General features: G+C 71.3%; 19 protein-coding genes. 18 read left to right on the forward strand and 1 reads right to left on the reverse strand.

Annotated features, from left to right (window positions below; translation table 11 throughout):
• Nucleotides 1-172 precede the first annotated feature (172 nt).
• From ACWKZU_RS04120 to ACWKZU_RS04175, 12 genes are all read left to right on the forward strand, one after another.
• The gene (locus tag ACWKZU_RS04120) at nucleotides 173-3,205 is read left to right on the forward strand and encodes a choice-of-anchor G family protein (protein ID WP_449281121.1); all 3,033 of its coding nucleotides are present in this window, start codon (nucleotides 173-175) and stop codon (nucleotides 3,203-3,205) included.
• Between the two features lie 111 nt (nucleotides 3,206-3,316).
• The gene (locus ACWKZU_RS04125; RefSeq protein WP_449281122.1) at nucleotides 3,317-4,792 is read left to right on the forward strand and encodes a phytoene desaturase family protein; all 1,476 of its coding nucleotides are present in this window, start codon (nucleotides 3,317-3,319) and stop codon (nucleotides 4,790-4,792) included.
• A 9-nt stretch (nucleotides 4,793-4,801) separates the two neighbouring features.
• Nucleotides 4,802-6,928 (forward strand): phosphate acetyltransferase, encoded by a 2,127-nt coding sequence (gene pta / locus ACWKZU_RS04130; protein WP_449281123.1) that lies wholly within the window; start codon nucleotides 4,802-4,804, stop codon nucleotides 6,926-6,928.
• Nucleotides 6,929-7,023: 95 nt separating this feature from the next.
• On the forward strand, nucleotides 7,024-8,205 hold the full coding sequence (locus ACWKZU_RS04135) for an acetate/propionate family kinase (protein ID WP_449281124.1): 1,182 nt from the start codon (nucleotides 7,024-7,026) through the stop codon (nucleotides 8,203-8,205).
• 251 nt (nucleotides 8,206-8,456) lie between these two features.
• A complete protein-coding gene (locus ACWKZU_RS04140) occupies nucleotides 8,457-9,341 on the forward strand; it encodes an ABC transporter permease (protein WP_449281125.1) in 885 nt (294 codons plus the stop codon).
• A gap of 3 nt (nucleotides 9,342-9,344) precedes the next feature.
• Nucleotides 9,345-10,127, forward strand: a complete 783-nt coding sequence (locus ACWKZU_RS04145) for an ABC transporter permease (RefSeq protein WP_449281126.1) — start codon at nucleotides 9,345-9,347, stop codon at nucleotides 10,125-10,127.
• A 49-nt stretch (nucleotides 10,128-10,176) separates the two neighbouring features.
• Nucleotides 10,177-11,229: an ABC transporter substrate-binding protein gene (locus ACWKZU_RS04150; protein WP_449281127.1), complete on the forward strand. Its 1,053-nt coding sequence runs from the start codon at nucleotides 10,177-10,179 to the stop codon at nucleotides 11,227-11,229.
• 38 nt (nucleotides 11,230-11,267) lie between these two features.
• Complete coding sequence (locus ACWKZU_RS04155) at nucleotides 11,268-12,368, forward strand: ABC transporter ATP-binding protein (RefSeq protein WP_449281128.1); 1,101 nt, start codon at nucleotides 11,268-11,270, stop codon at nucleotides 12,366-12,368.
• 39 nt (nucleotides 12,369-12,407) lie between these two features.
• Nucleotides 12,408-13,208 (forward strand): carbon-nitrogen hydrolase family protein, encoded by an 801-nt coding sequence (locus tag ACWKZU_RS04160; protein ID WP_449281129.1) that lies wholly within the window; start codon nucleotides 12,408-12,410, stop codon nucleotides 13,206-13,208.
• Between the two features lie 26 nt (nucleotides 13,209-13,234).
• Complete coding sequence (locus tag ACWKZU_RS04165) at nucleotides 13,235-13,921, forward strand: RraA family protein (RefSeq protein WP_449281130.1); 687 nt, start codon at nucleotides 13,235-13,237, stop codon at nucleotides 13,919-13,921.
• Nucleotides 13,922-14,005: 84 nt separating this feature from the next.
• Entirely contained in the window at nucleotides 14,006-14,731 is a 726-nt protein-coding gene (locus ACWKZU_RS04170) for a 3-keto-5-aminohexanoate cleavage protein (RefSeq protein WP_449281131.1), read from the forward strand.
• Nucleotides 14,732-14,808: 77 nt separating this feature from the next.
• Nucleotides 14,809-15,285 (forward strand): Lrp/AsnC family transcriptional regulator, encoded by a 477-nt coding sequence (locus ACWKZU_RS04175; RefSeq protein ID WP_449281132.1) that lies wholly within the window; start codon nucleotides 14,809-14,811, stop codon nucleotides 15,283-15,285.
• Here the strand turns inward: ACWKZU_RS04175 and ACWKZU_RS04180 are convergent.
• On the reverse strand, nucleotides 15,266-15,793 hold the full coding sequence (locus tag ACWKZU_RS04180) for an Lrp/AsnC family transcriptional regulator (protein WP_449281133.1): 528 nt from the start codon (nucleotides 15,791-15,793) through the stop codon (nucleotides 15,266-15,268). The genes ACWKZU_RS04175 and ACWKZU_RS04180 overlap by 20 nt on opposite strands.
• 140 nt (nucleotides 15,794-15,933) lie before the next feature.
• Here ACWKZU_RS04180 and ACWKZU_RS04185 point away from each other — a divergent pair, with 140 nt between their 5' ends.
• The 6 genes from ACWKZU_RS04185 to ACWKZU_RS04210 all read left to right on the forward strand — a co-directional run bounded on the left by ACWKZU_RS04185 (nucleotide 15,934) and on the right by ACWKZU_RS04210 (nucleotide 22,973).
• Nucleotides 15,934-18,972 (forward strand): DNA polymerase III subunit gamma and tau, encoded by a 3,039-nt coding sequence (locus tag ACWKZU_RS04185; protein ID WP_449281134.1) that lies wholly within the window; start codon nucleotides 15,934-15,936, stop codon nucleotides 18,970-18,972.
• A gap of 72 nt (nucleotides 18,973-19,044) precedes the next feature.
• Nucleotides 19,045-19,653, forward strand: coding sequence for a recombination mediator RecR (recR, locus tag ACWKZU_RS04190; protein ID WP_449281135.1), 609 nt, complete (start codon nucleotides 19,045-19,047; stop codon nucleotides 19,651-19,653).
• A 193-nt stretch (nucleotides 19,654-19,846) separates the two neighbouring features.
• Nucleotides 19,847-20,080 (forward strand): hypothetical protein, encoded by a 234-nt coding sequence (locus ACWKZU_RS04195; protein WP_449281136.1) that lies wholly within the window; start codon nucleotides 19,847-19,849, stop codon nucleotides 20,078-20,080.
• Complete coding sequence (locus ACWKZU_RS04200) at nucleotides 20,077-20,430, forward strand: hypothetical protein (protein ID WP_449281137.1); 354 nt, start codon at nucleotides 20,077-20,079, stop codon at nucleotides 20,428-20,430. Before ACWKZU_RS04195 ends, ACWKZU_RS04200 begins: the two co-directional genes overlap by 4 nt.
• Nucleotides 20,431-20,497: 67 nt before the next feature.
• Nucleotides 20,498-21,775 carry an aspartate kinase gene (locus ACWKZU_RS04205; RefSeq protein ID WP_449281138.1) on the forward strand — a complete coding sequence of 426 codons (1,278 nt, stop codon included), beginning with the start codon at nucleotides 20,498-20,500 and terminating at the stop codon, nucleotides 21,773-21,775.
• A 130-nt stretch (nucleotides 21,776-21,905) separates the two neighbouring features.
• Nucleotides 21,906-22,973 carry an aspartate-semialdehyde dehydrogenase gene (locus tag ACWKZU_RS04210; RefSeq protein WP_449281139.1) on the forward strand — a complete coding sequence of 356 codons (1,068 nt, stop codon included), beginning with the start codon at nucleotides 21,906-21,908 and terminating at the stop codon, nucleotides 22,971-22,973.
• Nucleotides 22,974-22,991 lie beyond the last annotated feature (18 nt).

Here is a 22,991-nt window from a genome sequence, read left to right on the forward strand (position 1 = left end):
GGATCACTCCTAGAAGGGCATCCGGGGGCGACCCACAAATCGTGTGTCGGAGTGGATGTGCTTCGGGGGACAATTCAAGGGGGAACTTGTGGACGCCACACAAGAGCAAATTCGGCGACGCCGAACGGGGACGCGAACGCTGGCGATCGGGGCCGTCACGGCCTCGGCGGCGATGGTCGCAACGGCACTGATCGCACCGGTCGCGAGCGCGGACTCGCAGACCACGACCAGTGCTTCAGCGGCTCACGGCCAGGTGGTCTGGGCCGAAGGGCTCGGACTCGACGTCGCCGGAGCCGGTACGACGCTCACCGAATGGGTCGCCGCAGGGCCCAACGAGGCGGTGCGAGACGAACTCGACGTCGAGCTCCTCGGCGGCGAGACGCTGAACCTCGGCAGCGTGGCGCTGCCGATCCTCGGCAACAGCCAGGCACCGGGACTGCTCGATCTCGGCAGCGCCGGAGCAGTGTCGAGCTACAGCCACTCGCCGTCCGAGACGCAGTCGATATCCGCATCGGGTCTCATCACCGAGGGGGGCGCGCTGGACTTCGACGCGGCGGGCGAACCCGGCTTCACGCCGGCCCAGCTCGATGTGAGCGCACTGCTCGAGCAGCTGCTCGGCACCGCGGTGCGCGACACGGTGCTCGACACCGCGACCGTCGATCTCGGCGCCGTCGGTGCGCGAGCGGAGAAGGACGGCACGGCGATCGATCGCGAGTACCTGCTCTCGGAACTCGACCTCGAGGTGCACAGCAACCTGGTGGAGGGGTTGTCGACCACGCTCGACTCCTCGCTCACCTCGCTGGTCGCCCCGCTGAACGGCGCGATCGGCACCGGTGGCGTGCTGAGCCAGGCGATCTCGGGACTGAGCGCCATCGTCGACGACGTCGACCTGCTGCTGGTGCGGCTCGACTCGGATCCGTCGAAGAGCACGGTCGAGCTCACCGGCGTCGACGACCTCATCGACGGAGTCGTGCAGGACGCTCTGCGTGATCCGATCGCGAACGGCGACGGCTCGATCGTCGTGGATCTGGTGAACGGCACGGTCCGGGTGGATCTCGCGCAGGTGCTGATCGCGAGCGACTCGGCGTACGCGGGGCTCGACATCAACTCGCTGCCGGCGAACACGGATGTGCTCACCGAGGATGTGATCTCCGCGATCACCGACGGCGTCACCGACGCGATCCTCGACTCCTCCTCGCCCGATTCGCTCATCTCGAAGGTCGAGTCCCTGCTGCAGGAGCGGATCTGGGACGTCGGGGTGAAGTTCAACATCAATGCGAGCGGCTACGTCGGCCTGCTCGCGGTGCAGCTGCCGCTCGCCGAGGCCGACATCACGATCGAGGGCACGCTCGCCCAGTTCACGGGTTACGAGGGCGCTTCGCTCGGCAGCGGCGACATCACCACGGATCTCGATCTGCTGGGCGTGCTGCCGGTCGGGGATCTCCTGAATCCCCTGGTGACTCCGCTGATCAACGTGATCACGAGCACGGTCACCGCACCCCTGCTGGAACTCGTCACGGACGACGTGCTCGGCGGCGTGCAGTCCACCGTGGTGGAGGGGCTGCTGCAGCCGCTCGTCGGCGAGCTCGTCGGGGCACTCGATCCGCTCCTCGACCAGCTGCTGACGCTGACGATCAACGAGCAGCCGGAGGCGGGCGACTTCGGGACGGGGAGCAGCACGGTGCGCGCCCTGGCCATCTCACTGCTGCCCGTGGTGGGGTCTGACGCCGTGAAGGTCGAGCTCGGCTCGGCCACGGTGAAGGCCGCGGACGACGAGAGCCCGGAGAACAGCGCGGACGCACGCGCCGCCGCATCCGCCTCGGCCTCCGCGACCGCGGACGACGACAGCAACGCCTCGGCGCAGGCCGCGGCTCAGGCCGCCGCCTACGGCGACCAGTCGTCGCAGGCCAGCGTCGAGGGCACCGCTCAGGCGAACGCGGCGTCGCAGGCCGCGGCTCAGGCGAGCGTCGAGGCGGGGGCATCCACGAACGCCTCGCAGGACGCCACGACCGACACCAACGCGGCTGCGCAGGCCGCCGCGGAGGGCGGCACCGCCGACAACAGCGCCGACTCGAAGGCCTCGGCCTCCGCCTCGGCGCAGGCGAACGCCAACGCCAGCGCCTCGGCGCAGGCGGCGGCGAGCTCGGACGCCTACTCCGTCGGTTCGGCGGACGCATCGGCGAACGCCGGCGCGAGTTCGACCGCGAGCACGAGCACCAACGCCTCCGCGAGCAGCAATGCGAGCGCGAATGCCAATGCGAACGCCTCGGCGTCGGCCTCGGCCGACTCGAACGCGAACGCGGCGGCGAAGGCGGCGGCGATGGCCGACAACTCCACGTCGGCGAGCGCCAAGGCCACGGCGAACGCGCAGGCGGCGGCTCAGACGGCGGCGAACGCCTCGGCGTCGAACAACGCCTCGGCCCAGGCCAACGGCTCGGCCCAGGCGGCGGCCCGGGCGGCGGCGAACTCGCAGGCCGACTCCGACAGCAACGCGTCGGCGAGCGCCCGGGCCAACTCCAACGCCTCGGCTGCGGCGAAGGCCGCGGCGATCGCCAACGCCTCGTCGAACGCCTCGGGCGAGAACCCGAATCCGAACACGAGCAAGTGCCTGACGCCGCGCTCCAGGTCGGTCTTCCTCGACACTCCCACGAACCACAAGTTCTACAAGGAGATCGACTGGATGCACTGCATGGGGTACACGACCGGTATCAAGCGCTCCGGGGGCATCGACTACGGTCCGCAGCTGCGGCTGAGCCGTGAGGCGATGGCGGCCTTCATCTTCCGCATGGAGGCTCCGAAGAACTACCGGGCCCCGCTCGTGTCGCCCTTCGCGGACATGAAGCCCGGCGACAAGTTCTACCGGGAGATCGTGTGGATGTACGAGGAGGGTCTGTCCACGGGGATCAAGAACCCCGAGGGCGGCAAGCCGAACTACGGTCCGAAGCTGCGGCTGAGCCGTGAGGCGATGGCGGCCTTCATCTACCGTCTCGAGGCGCCCCGGGGCTACGTCGCCCCGGCCAAGTCGCAGATGCTCGACATGAAGCGCGGCGACAAGTTCTACACCGAGATCTCGTGGATGGTCGACGAGCAGCTGTCGACGGGCATCAAGGTGGAGGACGGACGCGAGTTCTGGCCGAAGTCCCGCCTGAGCCGCGAGGCGATGGCGGCCTTCATCTACCGGCTCGTGAACAGCTACCGGGCCTAGCGGGGAGCGGGTGGCGGGGTCCGGGCAGCGCCCGGGCCCCGTTCCCGTGCCTGCGCGGCCCCGTCGGCCGGCGCCTGGATGCCGGACGGGGCCTCCAACTAGGCTGATGGTATGACTTCTTCTCGCGGTGCAGCCGTGATCGGAGCGGGCCCCAACGGGCTCGCCGCCGCGGTCACCCTGTCCCGGGCCGGAGTGCCGGTGACGGTGTTCGAGGCGTCGGAGACCATCGGCGGCGGCACTCGCACGGCCGAGGTCGTGGAGCCCGGGGTGCTGCACGACGTCTGCTCGGCGATCCACCCGATGGCCCTCGCCACGGGGTTCTTCCGGGCGTTCGAGCTCGAGCGGCGCATGGAGTTCGTGATCCCGGAGGCCTCCTACGCCAACCCGCTCGACGGCGCCGCCGGGGGAGGCGCGGATCGCGCCGCGATCGCCTACCGCGACCTCGCGCGCACGGCCGACGAGCTCGGCGCGGACGGGGCTGCCTACGCGCGCCTCTACAGGCCCCTGCTGCGCCGCCTCGACGGCGTCGTCGACTTCGCGCTCGGAGGCGGCATGCTCCGCCTGCCGCGCGATCCGCTGGCCGCGCTCCTCACCGGTCTGCGCACCCTGGAGCAGGGCAGCCCGCTCTGGAACCTCCGGTTCCGGGAGGAGGCCGCGCCGGCGCTCATCTCCGGCGTCGCCGCGCACAGCATCGGCCGCATGCCGAACCCGGCCACGGCCGCGGTCGGCGTGGTGCTCGGGGCGCTCGCCCACGCGAGCGGCTGGCCGGTGCCGGTCGGGGGATCCCGAGCGATCGGCGACGCGCTCGCGGCCGACCTGCTGGCGCACGGAGGCCGCATCGAGACCGCCCGCGCGATCACGGACGTGCGCGAGCTCGACGGCTTCGACGTCAAGCTCTTCGACACCTCGGCGAGGGGGCTCGTCCGCATCGCGGGATCTGAGCTGCCCGGCCGATACCGGCGCGCGCTCGATCGCTTCCGTTACGGCGACGCCGCCGCCAAGGTCGACTTCGTGCTCGACGGACCCATCCCGTGGCGGGACCCGCGGGTCGCCGCTGCGCCGACCGTGCACCTCGGGGGCAGCCGCGCGGAGGGCGCCGCGGCGGAGCTCGAGGTGGCTCGGGGCCGCCACCCCGAGCGGCCGTACGTGCTGCTCGCGCAGACCGCCGGCTTCGATCCGGGTCGCAATGCTCCCGGGGTCAACGCGGTGTGGAGCTACACGCACGTGCCCAGCGGTTCGACGCACGACGTCTCGACGGCCGTGATCGGCCAGATCGAGCGCTTCGCGCCGGGCTTCCGCGATCGGATCCGGGGCATGCGGGTCACCACGGCCGCCCAGCTCGCCGACTACAACCGCAACTACCACGGCGGGGACTTCAGCGCGGGCGCCGTGACCATGCGCCAGCTGTTCGCGCGCCCCGTGGTCTCCGCCGACCCGTGGCGCACTCCGGCGCGGGGCATCTACCTGTGCTCCTCCTCGGCGCCGCCCGGCCCCGGGGTGCACGGGCTCTCCGGCTGGTACGCCGCACGCTCCGCGCTGCGGCACGAGTACGGGCTCCCCTCGCCGGAGCTGGGACTCGGGCAATAGGCTGGAAGGGTGGCTGCCAGCATCTACCTGACCTCGGCCGAGGGCCGCACCGGGAAGAGCGCCGTCGCGCTCGGAGTGCTCGACGCGCTCCTCGCCGACGCTCCGCGGGTGGGCGTCTTCCGCCCCCTCATCCGCTCCTCCGGCGAGCGGGACCGCGTGCTCGAGCTGCTGCGCACGCGGGCGACGGCCGACGTGCCCTACGACGCCTGCGTCGGCGTCACCTACGAGGACGCGCACGCCGATCCGGATACCGCGATGGCGCGCATCGTCGCCGCGTATCGCGAACTGCAGGAGCGCTGCGACGCCGTGATCGTGGTGGGCTCGGACTTCACCGACGTCGCCGCGCCCACCGAGCTGGCCTTCAACGCGAGAATCGCCGCGAACCTCGACACCCCCGTGCTGCTGGTGCTGGGCGGCCGGTCCAACGAGGAGGCGGAGCACCTGGGGCAGCAGCCCGCGCGCACGCCGGCGGAGATCGCCCAGCTCGCCGAGCTGGGCGTCGCCGAACTCCAGGAGGAGCACGCCGCCGTGCTGGCGGCGCTCGTGAACCGGGCCGATCCGGAGCGCCTCTCCGACATCGAGCGCGCCGTGTCCGGGGTGCTGCCCGCCGGGGTGCCGGTGTGGGCGGTGCCCGAGGAGCTGCTGCTGGTCGCGCCCCCGGTCTCCGGGGTGATCGAGGCGGTCGAGGGCCGGCTGGTCCGCGGTGACGCCGGCCTGCTCGCGCGCGAGGTGCGCGACGTGGTCGTCGCGGGGATGGCGATGGAGCACGTGCTGCCGCGGCTGCTCGAGGGGTCGGCGGTGGTGATCGCCGCCGATCGCTCGGAGACCCTGCTCGCGGTGACCGTGGCGCACGAGGCCCCGACGTTCCCGACGATCGCGGCGGTGGTGCTCAACGGCGACTTCGAACTGCCCGCGGCCGTGGAACGGCTGCTCGACGGGATCGATTCGCGGCTGCCGATCGTGCGCACCCGCTTCGGCACCTTCGACACGGCTCGGCGCATCTCCCGTGCCCGGGGCCTGCTGACCGAGGAGTCGCCCGCCAAGTTCGACACCGCGCTCGCCCTGTTCGCGCAGCACGTCGACGGGGCGACGCTGCGCGAGCGCCTGCGGCTGCACCGGGGCGGGGTGCGCACTCCGGTCATGTTCGCCTACGAGCTCTTCGCCCGGGCGGCCGAGGCGCACGCGCACATCGTGCTGCCTGAGGGGCACGACGACCGGATCCTGCGCGCCGCGAGCACCCTCCTCGCCCGGGGCACCGTGCGCCTCACGATCCTCGGGGACGAGGCCGCCGTGCGCAAGCGCGGCGGGGAGCTCGGGCTCACGATCGACGCGGCCGAGGTGATCGATCCCGCCACATCGCCGCTGCGCGAGCGGTTCGCCGCGGAGTACGCCCGGTTGCGGGAGCACCGGGGCGCGACGCTGGAGCAGGCCAGGGACGTCATGGCCGACGGCAGCTACTTCGGCACGATGATGGTCCACTTCGATCTGGCCGACGGCATGGTCTCCGGCGCGGCGAACACCACCGCCCACACGATCCGGCCGAGTCTCGAGATCATCAAGACCCGGCCCGGGGTCTCGGTGGTCTCGAGCGTGTTCTTCATGGCGCTCGCCGACCGGGTGCTCGTCTACGGGGACTGCGCGGTCAATCCGGACCCGTCGGCGGCGCAGCTGGCCGACATCGCGGTGTCCTCGGCCGACACCGCCGCGCAGTTCGGGGTCGACCCGAGGATCGCGATGCTGTCCTATTCGACGGGCGAGTCGGGATCGGGCGCCGACGTCGACAAGGTCCGCGAGGCCACGGCGCTGGCGCGGGCCGCGCGGCCGGACCTGCTCATCGAGGGGCCGATCCAGTACGATGCCGCAAGCGATCCCGCCACGGGCGCCGCCAAGCTGCCCGGATCGGAGGTCGCCGGACGCGCGACCGTCTTCATATTCCCCGACCTGAATACGGGCAACAACACCTACAAGGCGGTGCAGCGCTCGGCGGGCGCCGTGGCCGTCGGGCCGGTGCTGCAGGGACTCGCGAAACCGGTGAACGATCTCTCGCGCGGGGCGACGGTCGAGGACATCCTGAACACCGTGGCGATCACCGCAGTCCAGGCGGGAGCCCGCCGTCGTGTTCCACCGGCCGATTGAGCGGAGCCGGGGACTCCGCCCGTCGGCCGAATCCAGCGCAGCGGAGCATCCCGCCGATCGGGCGGAGCGCAGGTGAGTCGAAATCAAGGAGCAGCATGAGTCACATCCTGGTCATCAACGCCGGATCCTCGTCGATCAAGTACCAGCTGATCGATCCTGCGAGCGGCGAGCGCTTCGCCTCGGGCTTCGTCGAGCGCATCGGCGAGGGGGAGGGCCGCATCGTCCACCGGGGCGCGCGCGAGGAGGAGCTGCCGGTGCCGGTCGCCGACCACACGGCGGCGTTCGCGGAGATGGTCGCCGCCTTCGCGCGACAGGGCGCGCCGGTGGAGGATCTCGGCATCGCCGCGGTGGGTCATCGCGTGGTGCAGGGCGGTGACGAGTTCGTGGCGCCCACTCTGATCGACGACGCCGTGGCGGAGCGCATCCTGCAGCTCGGCGTTCTCGCCCCGCTGCACAACCCCGGCCAGTACCAGGCCATCGTCGCGGCGCGGGAGCTGTTCCCCGGAGTGCCGCACGTCGCGGTGTTCGACACCGCCTTCCACCAGACCATGCCGCCGCGGGCATATACCTACGCCATCGAGCCCGGGACCGCTGCCGAGCACGGAGTGCGGCGCTACGGCTTCCACGGCATCTCGCATCAGGTGGTGTCGCGCCGGGCCGCGGAGTTCCTCGGCCGCCCCGTCGAGGAGCTGCGGCAGGTGGTGCTGCATCTCGGCAACGGCGCGTCGGCGTGCGCGGTCGACCGCGGCCGCTCGATCGACACCTCCATGGGACTCACCCCGCTCGAGGGCCTGGTGATGGGCACGCGCAGCGGGGACATCGACCCGGGCGCACTGCTGCACCTGCTGCGCGCGGGATACGACGTCGACGCACTCGACCGGCTGCTCAACGGGCGGTCGGGACTGCTCGGCCTCACCGGGACCAACGACTTCCGGGACGTGCGCGCGGCGGCCGAAGCCGGGGATGCGGCGGCGAGGCTCGCCATCGAGCTGTACGCGCACCGGATCCGGCACTATCTCGGGGCCTACCTCGTCGAGCTCCGCGGGGCCGATGCGATCGTGTTCACGGCCGGCGTGGGCGAGAACAACGCCGCGCTGCGGGCCGAGGTGTGCGCGCACCTCGAGTGGTTCGGGATCCGGATCGACGCCGAGCGCAACGACTCTTCGGAGCACGGGGCCCGCCGCATCGGCTCCGACGACTCCCGGGTCGAGATCCTCGTCGTGCCCACCGACGAGGAGGCGGAGATCGCGCACCAGACCCATCGGCTCGTCGGCTGACCCCTCGGACCCGGTCGCGGCTCGCCCGCGGCGCCGAATCAGTGGATGCCGGGTGACGGGGCGGCGCAACCGCCCACGTTTCCCGCCGTTCCGAGCGGCCGTTCGAGTGCGCAGTCCGGGCCCTTCTCGCGGACTGCGTGGAAATTCGCGGTGTCTCCCACGGATTCCGCAGCCCATTCGGGGGCGCCGCACTCGCCCGGCGCCCAGGATGGTGAATGTACCCAGACCGAAGGCGAGCGCAAAGGAGCAACGTGACATCGACGACACGCATGATTCACCTCGGTCGGAAGGAGCGGTCGAAACGCGGATCGCTCCTGCTGCTCATCCCGGGCGTGGCCTCGGTCGTGCTGCTGGGCATCCTCCCGCTGTTCATCGTCGCGCGCAACAGCTTCGCCGTCGCCGACAACTACGGCGGTATCACCGGCGGCTTCACCCTCGAGCACTACGCGAAGCTGCTCGACCCCGTCTACTCGAAGACGCTCCTGTTCTCGCTCGGCCTCGGCCTCCTGAACACCGTCGTCTGCATCGTGGTCGGGTACCTCACCTCCTACTACATCGTGTCCCGCCCGGAGGGGAGGCAGGGCCTGCTCCTGCTCCTGATCATCATCCCGTTCTGGACCGACTTCCTCGTGCGCACCTTCGCGTGGATCACGATTCTCGGCTCGGGCGGTCCGATCGCCGGGGTGCTCGGCATCTTCGGCCTCTCGGGGTTCTCGATGATCCCCAGCAACGTCGCCGTCGTGCTCGGGCTGCTGTACGCCTTCCTCCCCACCGCGATCTTCCCGATCTACGCCTCCATGCGATCGATCGACCCCTCGCTCAAGGAGGCGGCGACCGATCTCGGCTGCAGCTGGTGGGGGGTGCACCGCCGGGTGATCCTCCCGTTGAGCCGTCCGGGGATCCTCGGGGCGGCCCTCCTCACCTTCATCCCCACGATGGGCGTGTTCGTGATCCCGGTGCTGCTCGGCGGGGGCAAGGACCCGCTCGTGGGCAACCTGATCGTGACGCTCTACACCGAGTTCCGCAACCAGCCGATGGGCGCGGCCGTATCCATGGTGCTGCTGGTGCTGATGGTGCTCTCCATGGGGCTGATCGGGCTCCTGATGAAGCGCACCTCGAACAAGAAGGGGGCGTAGCCCGTGGATCGCATCGTGAACGGCATCGCCCGTGGAGTGTTCGTCTTCCTCTACGTGCCCATCGCCGCGGTGATCATCTACTCGTTCAACGCGGCGGGCACGAACACCCGATTCGAGGGGTTCACCCTTCAGTGGTACGCCGACCTGTTCCAGGACGGCGCGCTGATGCAGACGCTGCGCACGAGCGCCATCGTGGCCGTGCTCACCGCGACCGTCGCCACCGTCATCGGCATCATGTTCGCCCTGGGGATGACGCGGTACCGCGGTCGGGGCAAGGGCGGGCTCCTCGCGCTCATCGCCCTTCCCCTCATCGTCCCCGAGATCGTGCTGGGCGTCGCGCTGCTGAGCGTCTTCAGCGCTGTCAAGGTGCCGCTCGGGATCACGACCCTCGTGCTCGGCCACCTCATCGTCTCGCTCCCCCTCGCGACCCTCGTGCTCATGAGTTCGGCCGCGATGCTGGATCCGAGCCTGCCGGAGGCGGCCACCGACCTCGGCTGCACGCCGTGGCAGACCTTCACCCGCGTCTACCTCCCGCTCCTCCGTCCCGCGGTCATCGCGGCCTGGCTGCTGAGCTTCACCACCTCGTTCAGCAACATCGTCATGTCGACCTTCCTCAGCGGTGTCGGGTCGACCACCCTGCCGCTGCGGATCTACTCGAGCCTCAAGACCGGGCTCACCCCGAGCATCAACGCGCTCGGCGCGCTGCTCATCCTCCTCACCCTCGTGATCGTGCTCGCGGTCGGCGTCACGCAGATGCGACGCATCCTCGTCGACTCCCGCTCGTAGCGATCCGTTCCACGCCTCACCCCTCTCACCCGTCGAAAGGAACACCGTCATGAAGAAGAAGACTCTCGCCGCCGTCGGCATCGTCGCCGCGCTGGCACTGACCGGCTGCAGCGGAGGCCCGGAAGGCGGCTCCGAGGAGCTCAACGTCTACGCCTGGGCCGACGAGATCCCCCAGAGCGTGTTCGACGCCTTCACCGAGGAGACCGGCATCACGGTCAACGTCGACAACTTCGACAGCAACGAGACCATGATCTCGAAGCTCGCCGCGGGCAACTCGGGCTACGACATCGTCGAGCCGAGCCAGTACGCGGTGCAGCAGCTCGTCGGCCAGCAGCTGATCGAGCCCCTCGACAAGTCGAAGATCGAGGGCATCGACAACATCGCCGAGACCTTCAAGGATCCGAGCTACGATCCGGGCCTCGAGTACTCGGTGCCGTGGGTGTGGGGCACCACCGGCCTCATGTACAACTCCGACTGCACCGGCGGGGAGGAGATCACGAGCTGGGAGTCGCTCTTCGACCCGAAGTGGGACGGCAAGATCAACATGCTCGACAACATGCTCGCCGCGTACATCGCCGGTCTGCAGGTCAACGGCTTCGGCGCCGACAGCACCGACGAGCAGGAGATCGCGCAGGCGACGGAGTCGCTCATCGAGCAGAAGCGGATCCTCTCGGGCTACAACTCCACCAACTACGGCGAGCTGGTCGCGAACGGCGACGTCTGCATCTCCGAGGCCTGGGGCGGCACCAGCACCGCGAAGATCGTCGAGGAGAACGAGCACGTGCACTACGTGATCCCCGAGGAGGGCGGCAGCCTCTGGGTGGACGGCCTCGCGATCGCGAAGGGCGCGCCGAACCAGGAGGCGGCCTACGAATTCATCAGCTTCCTGCTGCGTCCCGAGATCGCCGCGATGGCCACGAACGACGGCGGCCTCGCGAGTGCGAACCAGGCGGCGCAGGAGCACGTGACCGATCAGGGGCTGTTGTCGAACGCCGCGGTCTACGCGTCCGAGGAGCAGGTGGCCCGGGCGGACTTCATCGTCGATCCCGGCGAGGCCATGAAGTTCTACCAGGACGGCTGGACCCGGGTGAAGGCCTCCTGACCGGCACCGGCCGACTCGAGCGAACAGCGATTGGGATCATGACTGCGCAGACCACGACCACCACTGCACCGGCCGTCGAGATCGAGGGCATCTCGAAGAGCTTCAACGGGCACCTCGCGGTGCATCCGCTCGACCTCGAGATCCGCGAGAACGAGTTCTTCTCGATCCTCGGCCCGTCGGGCTGCGGGAAGACGACGCTCATGCGGATGATCACCGGCTTCGAGACGCCGAGCAGCGGCAGGGTCCGGCTCGGCGGAGCGGATGTGACGGATGTGCCGACGCGCAACCGCGATCTCAACATGCTGTTCCAGAGCTACGCGCTCTTCCCGCACCTCTCGGTGTTCGACAACGTGGTGTTCGAGCTGCGTGTTCGGCGCGTGCCCCGGGCCGAGGCCGACCGTCGCGCCCGTGAGGCGCTCGAGCTCGTGAAGCTGTCCCACCTCGGGGACCGGAAGCCGGACCAGCTCTCCGGCGGTCAGCGGCAGCGCGTCGCCCTGGCGCGCGCCGTGGTCTCCGGCCCCAAGGTGGTGCTGCTCGACGAGCCGCTCGGCGCGCTCGATCAGCAGCTCCGGAAGGAGATGCAGTACGAGCTGAAGCGCATGCAGCGCGAGGTCGGCATCACGTTCGTCTACGTGACGCACGATCAGGAGGAGGCGCTCACGATGTCGGATCGCATCGCGGTCATGTCGGAGGGCGTCGTCCAGCAGGTCGCGGGGCCCGAGGACATCTACAACCGGCCCGAGACGCGCTTCGTCGCGGGCTTCATCGGCAGCTGCAATCTGCTCGACGTCACGGTCCGGGCGGGCTCCGCCGGCCAGGAGGTCGGCGCGGCGCTCGAGGGCGTCGGGGTGATCCCGGGCGTGCTCGCCGAGGACGTGCCCGCCGAACGGCCGGCCACGCTGCTGCTCCGCCCCGAGCGCATCGAGGTGCGTCGCGGGGGCGAAGGGGTGGCCGGCGTCGTCGACACGCTCACCTTCCTGGGCGAGGAGTGGCACGTGCATCTCGCGATCGACGAGCGGACGACGATCAAGGTATCGCTGCCGAGCCTCGTGAAGGAGCGGGACCTGCCCGGCCTCGCGATCGGCGAGGAGCTCCGCATGAGCTGGCGTCCCGAGGACGCGCGCATCGTCGTCCGCTGATCCACCACGGCATCACGAACACACCAGAGAGGGGAACCGATGAGAGTCGCCGTAGTCCAGACGTCGCCCGGCATCGACGCCGACGCCAATTTCGCCACCATCCGGCGCTACACCGAGGAGGCCGCGTCCCGCGGCGCGCGCCTCGTCGTCTTCCCGGAGGAGGCCGCGCTGCTGGCCGCCGATGAGATCAAGCCGCGGATGGCCGAGATCCTGCGCGAGATGTGGCCCCGCTTCGAGGTGCTGCTCGCGCAGCTCGCGCGGGAGCACGGCGTGACGATCATCGCGGCGGGGTACGAGCCGAACGAGGCGGGGCGCCCGTACAACACGATCCTCGCCTTCGATCCCGCGGGCGCGGAGATCGCCCGCTACCACAAGATGCACACCTACGACGCGTTCGCCTACCAGGAGTCCGCATACGTCACCCGCGGCTCCGAGCTCCCCCCGATCATCGAGGTCGACGGCCTCCGCGTGGGCATCGCGAACTGCTACGACGTGCGGTTCCCCGAGCTCTTCCGCAGCATGGCCGATCGCGGGGTCGACGTCATCTCCCTGTCGGCCGCCTGGGTGTCCGGCAAGGGGAAGGAGGAGCACTGGGAGGTCCTCACGAAGGCTCGGGCCATCGAGAACGTGAGCTGGTTCATCGCGTCCGGCACGGTGGGGACGGACTCGGTCGGTCTCAGCCGGGTCATCGACCCGCTCGGCGTGGTCGTCGCCGCGGCGGACGCGCACGCCGAGGGACTGGTCATCGCGGACATCGACGAGGAGCGCACCCGTCTGGCGCGGCAGATGCTGCCGGCCCTCGAGAACCGCCGCATCGAACTCGACTACAGCGTCCAGTAGCCGCACGACCCCGAAAGGAACCAGCGATGTTCTTCCACACCGGAGACACCCCGACCCGACTGCCCGACGAGCTCCGGGCCAAGCTCGAGCGACTGAGCTTCCCCACACTCGGCCACTACCTCGAGGAGGGTTTCGCCGATCCCGGGATCCGCCGCATCGTCGCCGCGGGCGGGCGCGTCATCGGCACCGCCTGCACGGTGCGCACCACCGCGACCGACTCGACGGCCCTCCATCATGCGGCGGGCACGATCGAACCGGGGCAGGTGCTCGTGCTCGACACGGGCGGCGACCGGCGTCACGCGCCGCTCGGCGAGGTCGTCGCGGCTCAGCTCGCGGCGCGCGGCGCGGCGGGCGCGGTCGTCGACGGCGTCGTCACCGACGTCGACGAGATCGAAGCTCTCGGGCTCACCGTCCACGCGCGGGGCACGAGCATGCTCACCACGAAGCTGCACGGGATCGACGCCGGCGGCGTCAACGTCCCGGTGACGTGCGGCGGAGCGGTGGTCCGTCCCGGCGACGCGGTCCTCGCCGATGCCAACGGCGTGCTGGTGGTGCCGATCGAGGTGCTCGAGCGGATCGTCGACATCGCTCTCGCCGACGACGCCGAAGAGCCCTCCCTCGTGGCCGAGCTCCGCGGCGGGGCGCCTCTCGGCGGTCTGACCGGTGCGAGTGCGACCGTCGCGGAGCTGCTCGCGCTCGACACCCCCCAGTAGCGGCAAGCCGCTCGACCCGCTCGGCGGGCCCGGCCGTGCAGGCCGCTGCTCCGCCGTGCCCGAACACCCTCGAAAGGACCGAACATGCTGCTGAAAGCCGCCATCAACGGTGGTCGCCCCACGGAGGAGCACCCCGCCGTCCCCCGCACGACCGAGCAGATCGTCGAGGCGAGCCTCGCCGCCGTCGCCGCGGGAGCCGACGTCGTCCACGCGCACGTGATCACCAGCGGCGGGGAGCAGACCATCCACCCGGACGCGGTGGGCGCCTGGGTGCGCGCCATGCGGGCCGCCGACCCCGCGGTCGTCATCGGCACCACCACGGGCCTGTGGACGGTCTCGTCCCATGCGGAGCGGATGGCCCACGTCGCGGCCTGGCCCGCCGACGCGCTCCCCGATTTCGCGTCGGTGGCCTTCTGCGAGGAGGGAGCCGCCGAGGCCGCCGAGCTCGTGATCGAGCGCGGCATGATCCTGGAGTCGGCCGTGTGGTCGATGGACGACGTGCCCGCGCTGCTCGCCTCGCCGACGCTGCACCGGAACGTCCGCGTGCTGATCGAGCCCGAGGTCGAGGAACCCGATCTGGCCGTCGCGCAGTGTCGGGAGATCGCGGCGGCGCTCCGGGCCTCCGGCGTCACCGCTCCGATCCTCTACCACGGCTACGACGAGACGGTGTGGCCGGTCGTCGAGGCGGCGATCGAGGACGGCTGCGAGACCCGGATCGGGTTCGAGGACGGCGTGAAGATGCCCGACGGCTCCGCGCCGCGTGACAACGCAGACCTCGTGCGCGCGGCACGGGCGCTGGAATCCCGCTGACGGATCGCGCGCTTCCCCGCCCGCCCCTCCGCCCCGAGCCGCTACTCTGGGATGCAGCGGTGAGAGGGGCGGGCGTCATGCTGGACGATCTGGATCGGCGGCTCGTCGAGATGCTCGCGCGCGACGGGCGGCGGAGCTTCGCCTCCCTGGCCGAGGAGCTCGGGGTCTCGCAGTCGACGGTGCGCACTCGGCTCTCCAGGCTGCGGGAGGACGACGCGCTGCAGATCGTCGCGCTGTGCAATGCGCTGCTGCTCGGCCACCAGGTCGTCAGGCTGCTGCTGCGGGTGCGCAACCTGACCCCGCGTTCCGTGGCGAACGGACTGCTCGGAATCACCCAGATCAATCACGTCGCGCTCGTGGCGGGATCGCATGACCTCTATCTCGAAGCGACCTGCCGGGATCAGCCGCAGCTCATCGACCTGATGGACGAGATCCGGCGGCATCCCGGGGTGGCCTCGATCCAGCCGATCATCGTCACCTCCCTCGCCAAGGACTACACCTGGGAGGGCCTCCGCGGCACCGCGGGGCAGAGCATCAGCGACCCGGACGGCTGAGCAGCCGGCCCGCGCGGTTCGCGGGGAGCGGCTCGCGGAAGCCCTGCCACAGGTAGGTGTCCTTCATCACCTCGAGCACGGTGAGCGTCTCGAGATCCGAGATGCCGCGGATCCGGCGCAGATCCTGCAGGACGATCTTGCCGAGCTCCTGCGCGTCCTGAGCGACCACGTCGAGGATGATGTCGTAGTAGCCGAGCGCGCACGCGACGTACTTCACCTGCGGATGGTCCGCGATCTGCTCCGCGACTCGGGCGACCGGGACCTCGGCGACGCGGATGCCGATGTGTGCTGCGATCCCGCCGATCTTCGTCTCGTCGTACATGCCGGCGACGTAGATGATGCCGAGTGAGACGAGGCGGTTGTAGCGCTGCCGGATCGTGGGCTCCGAGAATCCGATCCGCCGGCCGATCTCGGCGAAGGAGAGGCGGCCGTCCACGCGGAGCTCGTCGATGATGTCCCGGTCCACGTCATCGAGGAGGGGCTCCTCCTGCTGCTTCGTCGCGTCCACGTCACCAGTCTAGCTTCGGCGCCCGGCCGCGGCCGGGATCGTCGACGCCCGGCCCCGCGCGGGCGGTTCCTGCCGGAGCGCCCGGCCGCGGCGGGTCGGGTCGAGCGGTTTCAGGCCGGATGTCGGCGGTCGCCGGTAGCATGGACCCCGTGGTTGCCGCACTGTATCGCCGTTATCGGCCAGAAACGTTCGCCGAGATGATCGGTCAGTCCCAGGTGACCGAACCGCTCATGACGGCTCTGCGCACGGGGCGCATCGGTCACGCCTATCTCTTCAGCGGCCCGCGCGGCTGCGGCAAGACGACCTCGGCCCGCATCCTGGCGCGCTGTCTCAACTGCGCCGAGGGTCCCACCGACACCCCGTGCGGCACGTGCCCCAGCTGCGTCGAGCTGAGCCGGGACGGGGGCGGTTCGCTCGACGTCGTGGAGATCGACGCCGCGAGCCACGGCGGCGTCGACGACGCGCGCGATCTGCGCGAGCGCGCCGTGTTCGCGCCCGCTCGGGACCGCTACAAGATCTTCATCATCGACGAGGCCCACATGGTCACGGCGGCCGGCTTCAACGCGCTGCTCAAGATCGTCGAGGAGCCGCCGCCGCACGTGAAGTTCGTCTTCGCCACCACCGAGCCCGACAAGGTCATCGGCACGATCCGCTCGCGCACCCACCACTACCCGTTCCGGCTCATCGCGCCGGGCACGCTCATCGACTACGTGCAGTCGCTCTGCGACAGCGAGGGCGTGCAGGTCGAGCCGGGCGTGCTGCCGCTCGTGGTGCGCGCGGGCGGCGGCTCGCCCCGAGACACGCTCTCGATCCTCGATCAGCTCATCGCGGGATCCGAGGGCGACCGGGTCTCTGCCGAGCGCGCGGCCGGGCTGCTCGGCTTCACGCACGCGGAGCTGCTCGACGACGCGGTGGCCGCGTTCGGCGCCCACGATCCGGCGGCGGCGTTCCGCGCCACCGATCGAGTGGTGCAGACGGGGCAGGATCCGCGGCGCTTCGTCGAGGACCTCCTGGAGCGCCTGCGCGATCTCATCGTCGTGAGCGCCACGACGGTCGACGGTGCCGCCGCGGTCTTCCGCGGGGTGCCGCAGGACCAGCTCACCCGCATGTTCGAGCAGGCCCAGAGCTTCGGACCGGGCGAGCTGTCGCGCATCGCCGACGTGGTGAGCGGCGCGCTCGACAAGATGGCGGGGGCCACGGCTCCCCGGCTGCAGCTCGAGCTGATGGTGGCCCGCGCGCTCGTGCAGAGCGCTGCGGCGGGCCCCGCCGTCGCGCCGGGCGGAGTCGCGGCCGGCGCCGCGGCCGGTGCTGCACCGTCGAGACAGGTTCCGCCCGCCTCGCCGGCCGAGACCGCGGCTCGGCCTCCCGCGCAGCAGGCACCTCGCCCCGACCCGCTCGCGGCGCTGGCCGCGGCGCGCAACGCCGTGCAGGAGCCGCAGGCCGCGAGCGCGGCTCAGGCGCAAGCGCCGGCGCAGCCGCAGGCGCAAGCGCCGGCCGCGACGCAGGCCGCGGGCGAACCCGCCCCGCAGGCGCCGAACGCGGCGGAGACCGCGGCCTCGATCCGGAGCTTCCTGCGCGAGGACGCGGCCGGTGCCGGGCCGCAGCAGAGCCCCGCTGCACCGCAGCCCGAACGGGCGCCGCAGGCGCAGCCGCAGCCCGCCGGCGGAGCCGAGAGCCCCGAGGGCGCGGCCGATCGCCACCCGAACGAGGCCGCCGCCTCCTTCGGGCGCCCCATATCGGACGTGCTCAGCGCGGCCGACATCGCGAGCATCGGCGCCGAGCCGAGCGCCCAGCCGCGGCCCGCGCCGGCCGCGCCCGGGACTGCGGGGCCCGCACCGTCCGAGTCGGCGTCTTCCCCGGAGGCCTCCCAGCCGGCGGAACAGGCACCCGCGGGAGAGCCCGCTCAGGGCTCCGAAGCCGGATCGGACTCGTCTCCGGCGATCCCGTCCGATCCCGTCGGGGTCTCGGAGCAGGCGGGGGATCCGGCCGCGCACGACGAGGAGGCGCCGGGCGGCTTCGACGACCTGGTCGAGCTCTGGCCCGAGCTGCTCGAGGAGATCCTGCAGCAGGATCGCGACGCCTGGAATGCAGTGCGCGTGGTGACGCCGCTCGCGCTGGAGGGAGACGTGCTCACCGTCGGGCTCGCCTCGCAGTCCGACCTCGCAGCGTTCAAGTCGGTGGGTGCCGGCCCGTTGCGCGACACCATCCACGCCGCGGTCGGCGTGAGCGTGAAGTACGTGCCGAAGCGCGTCGCCGCGCGCGAGGGCGCCGCGCCCGGCGAGGGCTCGGGCGGGCAGCAGCGCGCGCCGCAGGCCGACGCAGAGGAGCCTCATCGAGCCGGTGCAGCCGAAGCCCCCGCGGTCGACATGGACGATCCGGTGCAGCGGGCCGCCGCGCGGCTGAGTGCGCTCGGCCCGGCCCTCGCCGCACCAGGCTGGGCCGGTCCGGTGCCCGCCGAACCCGCGCCGTCAGCGGCGCCCGACGACTCGGGGCCGGAGGCCGCTTCGCCCGACCGAACCGCGGCCGACCGGCCGAATGCTGCGGACGGGCAGCCCGCGGATCCGGAGACGGCCGGAGCGCGCGCCGCCCTGTCCGGGCAGACGCAGTCGGCCGACGCAGCCGGATCGGCGATCCCGACCGCGCCGTCGACCGGGCCCGCAGGCGGAACGGGTGAGGCGGCCGACGCCTCCGGGCCGCGCGGCGCCGGCGCCGGGGGTGCGGATTCGTCCGGCGGCGACCCGTACGACGACGGCGCCTACCCCGACGGCGCCTACGGCGACGGTCCCTACGGAGACACCGACCCGTACGACGACCCCTACGCCGGCGGCGATCCCTATGCCGACGCGAACGGCCCCGAGGCGCCTGCCCCGGACCCTTCCTCATCGTCGGCACCCGAGCCGGCGCCCGCGTCGTCCGCCGCGGCTGCGATCTCGTCCGTCCCGTCAGCGGCCGGGCTCGATCCCGAACGCACCTCGCCGGGGGCCCCGACGGCCGAGAGCCCGGCCGAGAACCCAGCCCCTGAGACCCCGGCAATCGGGAGCCCGGCGGCCGGGCAACCCGGCGAAGCCGCGCAGGCGAAGCGCACCGCGCCCGCCTTCACCCGCTACGGCGAGGCCGTCGTGCGCGAGGTGCTCGGCGCGAGATTCGTGGAGGAGCGCCCGCTCCCGACACGCCAGTGACGCGCACCGCGCCCACCGCGCGGCACCGTTCCCCATCCCATCCGCAGCAGACCGATCCCGCGAGGAGACACCGTGTACGACGGCATCGTCCAAGACCTGATCGACGAGTTCGGCAGGCTGCCCGGTATCGGGCCGAAGTCGGCGCAGCGCATCGCGTTCCACATCCTGCAGACGCAGAACTTCGACGTGTCGCGCCTGGCGGAGCTGCTGGTCGACGTGCGCGAGAAGGTGCGCTTCTGCGAGGTGTGCGGCAACATCACCGAGCAGGAGCGGTGCTCGATCTGCCGCGATCCGCGGCGGGATCAGACGCTCATCTGCGTGGTCGAAGAGCCGAAGGACGTGGTGGCGATCGAGCGCACCCGCCAGTTCCGCGGGCTCTACCACGTGCTGGGAGGAGCGATCAGCCCGATCGACGGCATCGGCCCCGACGACCTCAGCATCCCCGCGCTCATGCGCCGGCTGAGCGCCGGCACGGGTGACGAGGCGGTGCGCGAGGTGATCATCGCCACCGATCCGAACCTCGAGGGCGAGGCGACCGCCGCGTACCTCTCGCGCCTGCTCACGAGCATCGAGGTGCCCGTCTCGCGCCTCGCCTCGGGGCTGCCGGTGGGCGGCGACCTCGAGTTCGCCGACGAGGTGACACTCGGACGGGCCTTCGAGGGGCGGCGCAAGGTCGAGTGACCCTGCCCGACGGCTTCGCCGGGGCGGCGGGCGGCCCCCGCAAGGGCGCACCCCGCGAGGATACGCGCGACATCCGGCTCGCGCCACCCCCTGGCCCGCGTTCGCGCGGCGGGGGATCCTGAGGGCATCGGGGACGCATCCGGCCGTCCGGACCCGAGCGTCCGAGTCCGAGCGTCCGAGGGAGGACCCCATCATGGCTCGCTGCGACACCTGCGGGAACCACTACGACAAGACCTTCACCGTGACGAGGGGCGACGAGCACGGCACCTTCGACAGCTTCGAGTGCGCGGCTCAGGCGATGGCACCGGACTGCGCCCACTGCGGCTGCCGCATCCTCGGTCACGGCGTCGAGGCCGAGGGCTCGATCTACTGCTGCGCGCACTGCGCCCGGGCGGTGGGGGAGCACGAACTCGTGGACCGGGCATGACCTCCCCGCAGAAGGGCGACCGCCCCGCGCGCCCCGATCCCACGAAGATGACGAACCAGCCCGCGCTGCAGACCTCGAGCGGCCTGATCTGGGTGGTCATGGGCGGGCTCTTCGCGATCCTGAGCCTCGTGCCGCTCGTCATGCTGATCGTCTCGGGCGGCGCGTCCCGGCCCGTCGCCATCACGGCGGCCGCGCTGGTCGTGCTGCTCTACGCGCTGCTGGTCGTGCTGCGGGTCGCGATCCCGCCCGGGCCCCGCCGTCTGCGATGGCTCGCGGTCTGCATGCTGACCATGGCCCTGGCGGCGCTCCTCGGCGTCTGGTTGTGCGCGCTGATCGAGAACCGGCTGTAACGGAGGGTTCGCCCGGCCGCGGTCGGATAGACTGGTCCTTCGCGTAGCATTTTGAGGAGGAACCCGCGTGGCGTTGATCGTGCAGAAGTTCGGGGGTTCGTCCGTTGCCGATGCCGAGAGCATCAAGCGCGTCGCCAAGCGCATCGTCGAGGCCCGGAGGGCCGGCAACGATGTCGTCGTCGCGGTGAGCGCCATGGGCGACACCACCGACGAGCTGCTCGACCTCGCGGCCGAGTGCACGCCGATCCCGGCCCCCCGCGAACTCGACATGCTGCTGACCGCCGGCGAGCGCATCTCGATGGCGCTGCTGGCCATGACGATCAAGGGCATGGGCATCGAGGCGCTCTCCTTCACCGGCAGCCAGGCCGGCATGATCACGACCGCCGAGCACGGCGCCGCCAAGATCGTCGACGTCACGCCCGGTCGCGTCCGTGAGGCGCTGGATCAGGGCGCCGTGGCCATCGTCGCCGGCTTCCAGGGCTTCAGCCGCGACTCCCGCGACATCACCACGCTGGGGCGAGGCGGATCCGACACCACGGCCGTGGCGCTCGCAGCGGCGCTCGGCGCCGACGTCTGCGAGATCTACACCGACGTCGACGGCATCTTCACCACCGACCCCCGCATCGTGCCGCTGGCCCGCAAGATCGACGCCATCACCGCCGAGGAGATGCTCGAGCTCGCCGCGGCCGGCGCCAAGGTGCTGCACCTGCGCGCCGTGGAGTACGCCCGCCGGCACGGTGTCGTCCTGCACGTCCGCTCGTCCTTCTCCGACGAGCAGGGCACCATCGTCTACGACCCCGCGAAGGGGCATCCGAAGGGAGATCAGGTGGAAGAGCCGATCATCACTGGTATCGCCGCAGAGAAGAGCGAGGCCAAGGTCACCGTCGGCGGTGTGCCGGACGCCCCGGGCAAGGCGGCGCAGATCTTCGAGATCGTGGCGAAGACCAACGCCAACGTCGACATGATCGTGCAGAACGTCTCGGCCGCGCAGACGAATCGCACCGACATCTCCTTCACCATCCCCCTCGGCGACGGCCGTCGTGTGATCGAGGCGCTCGAGGCCGAGCGCGAGGCGCTCGAGTTCGAGAGCCTGCAGTACGACGACCAGATCGCCAAGGTCGCAGTCGTGGGCGCCGGCATGCGCACCAGCACGGGCGTCTCGGCGCAGCTCTTCCGCGCCCTGTACGAGGCCGACATCAACATCGAGATGATCTCGACCTCCGAGATCCGCATCTCGGTCGTCACGCGCGCCGACCTCATGGACAAGGCCGTGCGCGTGCTGCACACCGCCTTCGGCCTCGACGCCGACACCGAGGCCACGGTCTACGCGGGCACCGGCCGCTAGCCCGCCGCCCCCGAACTCGTCGAGGGGCACCCGAACACCGATCTCCTGCGACCGCGGTGCGGAGCGCAGGACCACAGCAGCAGAACCGTCCTGCGGTGCAGGACGACAGCAACAGAAGAGGATCCGGACCATGGCAGAACAGCAGGGTGTGAACGTCGCCGTCGTCGGCGCGACCGGTCAGGTGGGTGCCGTGATGCGCCGCCTGCTCGACGAGCGCGACTTCCCGATCAAGAGCATCCGCTTCCTCTCGAGCGCCCGCTCCGCCGGCACGCAACTCGAGTTCCGCGGCGAGCAGATCACCGTCGAGGATGTCGACACCGCCGATAAGAGCGGCATCGACATCGCCCTCTTCTCGGCCGGCGGCGCCGCGTCGAAGCAGTACGCGCCCCGGTTCGCCGAGGCCGGCGCGATCGTCATCGACAACTCGAGCGCGTGGCGCCTCGACCCCGAGGTGCCGCTCGTGGTGAGCGAGGTCAACCCGCACGCCATCGACGGCGTGGTGGCGGCCGGCCGCGGCATCATCGCCAACCCCAACTGCACCACCATGGCCGCGATGCCGGTCATGAAGGCGCTCGACGCGGAGGCCGGGCTGGAGCGGCTCGTCGTCACCACCTTCCAGGCGGTGTCGGGATCGGGTCTCGCCGGTGCGCGCGAACTCGCGGGTCAGGCCGTGGCCGCGGTCGAGGCCGGCGGCATCGAGCGCCTCGTGCACGACGGATCCGCGGTCGAGTTCCCCGCGCCCGAGATCTACACCAAGACCATCGCCTTCGACGTGCTGCCGCTCGCCGGGTCGATCGTCGATGACGGCGAGGGCGAGACCGACGAGGAGAAGAAGCTGCGCAACGAGAGCCGCAAGATCCTCGAGCTGCCCGAGCTGCGCGTCGCCGGCACCTGCGTGCGCGTGCCCGTGTTCACCGGCCACTCGCTCTCGATCAACGCCGAGTTCGCGCGTCCGGTCTCCGCCGACCGCGCTCGCGAGGTGCTGGCCGACGCCCCCGGCGTCGAGCTGAGCGACGTGCCCACCCCGCTCGAGGCGGCCGGGCAGGATCCCTCGTTCGTCGGGCGCATCCGCGAGGACCAGTCGGCCCCCGAGGGCCGCGGCCTCGTGCTCTTCATCTCCAACGACAACCTGCGCAAGGGCGCGGCGCTCAACGCGGTGCAGATCGCCGAGGTGGTCGTCGCGAAGCTCGCGGCGTAGCTCGCAGACGCGCTCGAG

The organism is Leucobacter sp. (genome assembly GCF_053528595.1).

Excerpts from the sequence above, each read along its gene's own strand:
- ACWKZU_RS04120 (WP_449281121.1), top strand. The coding sequence starts at position 173 with ATGGTCGCAACGGCACTGATCGCACCGGTCGCGAGCGCGGACTCGCAG.
- ACWKZU_RS04125 (WP_449281122.1), top strand. The coding sequence starts at position 3,317 with ATGACTTCTTCTCGCGGTGCAGCCGTGATCGGAGCGGGCCCCAACGGG.
- ACWKZU_RS04135 (WP_449281124.1), top strand. The coding sequence starts at position 7,024 with ATGAGTCACATCCTGGTCATCAACGCCGGATCCTCGTCGATCAAGTAC.
- ACWKZU_RS04150 (WP_449281127.1), top strand. The coding sequence starts at position 10,177 with ATGAAGAAGAAGACTCTCGCCGCCGTCGGCATCGTCGCCGCGCTGGCA.
- ACWKZU_RS04155 (WP_449281128.1), top strand. The coding sequence starts at position 11,268 with ATGACTGCGCAGACCACGACCACCACTGCACCGGCCGTCGAGATCGAG.
- ACWKZU_RS04160 (WP_449281129.1), top strand. The coding sequence starts at position 12,408 with ATGAGAGTCGCCGTAGTCCAGACGTCGCCCGGCATCGACGCCGACGCC.
- ACWKZU_RS04165 (WP_449281130.1), top strand. The coding sequence starts at position 13,235 with ATGTTCTTCCACACCGGAGACACCCCGACCCGACTGCCCGACGAGCTC.
- ACWKZU_RS04170 (WP_449281131.1), top strand. The coding sequence starts at position 14,006 with ATGCTGCTGAAAGCCGCCATCAACGGTGGTCGCCCCACGGAGGAGCAC.
- ACWKZU_RS04175 (WP_449281132.1), top strand. The coding sequence starts at position 14,809 with ATGCTGGACGATCTGGATCGGCGGCTCGTCGAGATGCTCGCGCGCGAC.
- ACWKZU_RS04185 (WP_449281134.1), top strand. The coding sequence starts at position 15,934 with ATGGACCCCGTGGTTGCCGCACTGTATCGCCGTTATCGGCCAGAAACG.
- ACWKZU_RS04195 (WP_449281136.1), top strand. The coding sequence starts at position 19,847 with ATGGCTCGCTGCGACACCTGCGGGAACCACTACGACAAGACCTTCACC.
- ACWKZU_RS04200 (WP_449281137.1), top strand. The coding sequence starts at position 20,077 with ATGACCTCCCCGCAGAAGGGCGACCGCCCCGCGCGCCCCGATCCCACG.
- ACWKZU_RS04210 (WP_449281139.1), top strand. The coding sequence starts at position 21,906 with ATGGCAGAACAGCAGGGTGTGAACGTCGCCGTCGTCGGCGCGACCGGT.